Source organism: Oleiagrimonas sp. (genome assembly GCF_027858935.1).
GTDB lineage: Bacteria > Pseudomonadota > Gammaproteobacteria > Xanthomonadales > Rhodanobacteraceae > Oleiagrimonas.
Window position 1 is genome coordinate 1 of record NZ_JAQIBU010000051.1, and the last position, 2,717, is coordinate 2,717.

The following is a 2,717-nucleotide window of genomic DNA, read 5'->3' on the forward strand; positions in this document are numbered from 1 at the left end:
ACACTCTGGATCCAGAAGAAATTGCCGTTTCGCCAGTCGCTCCATTCGTAGGTGACCAGCAGGCTGCCGACGGCGTGTCCATCACGCTCTGCGACCAGGTAGAACCCTCGTGCGGGGTTGTCCAGCACAGCTTGCACCCCCTTGCGCAGTACGTCCGGATCGAGTGTCTTGTCCTCGGTCTCAGCGGCCATGGCAGCGTTCCATTCGACCAGATGATCCAGATCGGCAAGGGTGGCGGGGCGGATGGTGATTGCGCTCATGACAAGACCTTATCTCATGCAAACAAGGGACGTGGGGTGCGGTTCAAGGTCAATGGCATCGCCCGGAACCGCCGCGAAAAGAGCATCCATGCGTACGTGGAGTCCGACAGGACCGATTGATCCCCTGGGTTCTTGATCCACCCCGCTTTGCATTCATGCACACGGGCATGCATCACGCACCCTTTTTTGCGCTGCGTGTTGTGCCCAGCTTGCGCGTCAGGGTGTTGCGTCCCACGCCCAGCGCTGCGGCGGCGCGGCCGCGCTGGTTATCGTGTACGGTCAGGGAAGCCTCCAACAAGGTCTGATCCAGAGCCTCGCGAGCCCGCGCATGGATATCCGCCTCATCCTCGGCCAGGGCCTGCTCCGCCCAGGCGCGCAGGGCCTCGGTCCACCCCGCGCCCGTAGCCGCCGGGGTGTCGGAGCGGCCTCGGCCAAGATCAGCCGGACGGATCTCTACGCCGGGAGCAATCACCGCCAGGCGGCGACAGAGGTTTTCCAACTCGCGTACATTTCCGGGGAAATCATGCCGCGCCAGCGCACGCAACGCCGCGGCCGAGAAGTGTTTGGGGGACACCTTCAGCTCCTGCACCGCGGCAGCGAGGAAATGCCGTGCCAGCAAGGTAATGTCCTCGCGCCTCTGGCGCAGCGCCGGCAACGCAATGCGCACCACATCGAGGCGATGCTTGAGGTCGGCGCGAAAGCGACCCGCCTCGATCAGGGTGTCCAGGTCCTGATGGGTAGCGGCAATGATACGCACGTCGCAACGCAACAGTTCGCGGCCGCCGACGCGGTAGAACTCGCCCTCGGCCAACACCCGCAACAGACGCGTCTGCAATGATGCGGGCATGTCGCCGATCTCGTCCAGGAACAGGCTGCCGCCTTCGGCCTGCTCGAATCGTCCGGCATGCCGGCGCGAGGCGCCGGTGAAGGCACCGGCCTCGTGGCCGAACAGTTCACTTTCCAGCAACTCGGCGGGAATGGCGGCGGTATTCAACGCGACGAACGGACGCTCTCGCCGCGCGCTTTCCGCATGCAGGGCGCGTGCGACCAGTTCCTTTCCGGTCCCGGTCTCACCGGTAATCAGCACGTTGAGATCGCTTGCGGCGACCCGGCCGATCAGCCGGAACACTTCACGCATGGCTGTGCTTTCGCCCAACAGCGCGTCACTTGTCACGATTGCGGGCGCCTCGCCGGCCGGCATCTCGGCCAACACCCGGCCCACCGCCTCCACGGCATGGTCCAGGTCGAAGGGCTTGGCCAGGTAGTCGGCCGCTCCCGCACGATAGGCTGCTGCCGTAGTGGCGATGTCGGTGTAGGCACTCATCACGATCACCGGCACCTCGACCTCCTCACGCAACTGCTGCAACACATGGATACCGTCATCGCCGGGCATCCGCACATCCGTCAGCAGGAGTATGGGACGCGCTGTGGTCAGCGCTGCCAGCACCGCCTCGCCGCTACCGAATTCCCGCACCGCGTAGCCCGCATCCCGCAGCGCCGCGGCCAACACAAAGCGCACATTGCGATCATCGTCGGCAATCCAGATGTCAGCATTCATGGCGTGCAGTTACTCCGGGCATGTGCGTGATCATGCGTGCGTATCGCGCAATGGCAGTAACAGGGAAAACACCGTGGACCCGGGTTGGCTGTTGCAGCGCAATTCGCCACCGTGCTCGTGGGCTGTTTCGCGGGCCAGGGCCAGTCCCAGGCCCGTGCCGTCGGGACGACCCGAGACCAGGGGCTGGAAAAGACTATCGCGCAACTCGTCCGGCACGCCGCCACCATCGTCAAGCACATCAACGCGGATTGCGGTGCGCTCCATGCGCTCACCCAGTCGCAGGCCATGCTCGACACGCGTGCGTAGTGTGACCTGCTGCGCGCCGGCCTCGACCGCATTGCGCATGAGGTTGAGGATCAACTGTTGCAGGCGGTCGGCATCTCCAGTACAAGCTGGCAGGCTCGGATCATAGTCGTGCAGGATGCGCGGCGCCTGCACCTGTCCATCCATGACGGCAGTGGCCCGACCCAACAACACGTGCAGGTCGATTTCGCCCAGTTGGGGACGGCCGCCGTGATGCAGCAGACGATCGGCAAGGGTGGCCAGGCGGTCGGCCTCGCTGATGACCATCCCGGCCAGCGCCGCCAGCTCGCTGTCGTCGATCCGGCGCTGCAGCAATTGCGCCGCGCCGCGCAGACCGGCGAGTGGATTTTTCACCTCGTGGGCAAAACCGCGCAGCGTCGCTGACAGCGGCGTGGCATGCATGGACGCGTCGGCCAGCGCATGCACCTCCAGAAGCAGGTGCCCGGCATCGTGAACCTGCAAATCGAGGTCGGCGCCAAAGGTCTCGCCGCGCAGGGTGTGCAGGGTCACCGCGCGCATGCGCATGCGCTGCGGATCAGCGAATACGCGAGCGCACTGTTCGGCAAACCTCGGCTCGCCGACCAGACTGGAAAAAT

Annotated in this window: 2 protein-coding genes and 1 pseudogene; all 3 read right to left on the minus strand. The window is 65.0% G+C overall.

Annotation, left to right across the window (positions count from 1 at the left end; all coding sequences use genetic code 11):
- A pseudogene (locus tag PF446_RS01955) lies at window positions 1–260 on the minus strand (GNAT family N-acetyltransferase); the annotation flags it as partial.
- Between the two features lie 172 nt (window positions 261–432).
- Window positions 433–1,818 carry a nitrogen regulation protein NR(I) gene (ntrC, locus tag PF446_RS01960; protein WP_298069162.1) on the minus strand — a complete coding sequence of 462 codons (1,386 nt, stop codon included), beginning with the start codon at window positions 1,816–1,818 and terminating at the stop codon, window positions 433–435.
- A gap of 30 nt (window positions 1,819–1,848) precedes the next feature.
- Window positions 1,849–2,717 (minus strand): ATP-binding protein (locus PF446_RS01965; RefSeq protein WP_298069164.1); only part of this gene is annotated, 869 nt, incomplete at its 5' end.

What these genes read in the sequence shown, in the direction of transcription:
- ntrC (WP_298069162.1), bottom strand. Translation starts at nt 1,818, where the DNA reads ATGAATGCTGACATCTGGATTGCCGACGATGATCGCAATGTGCGCTTT.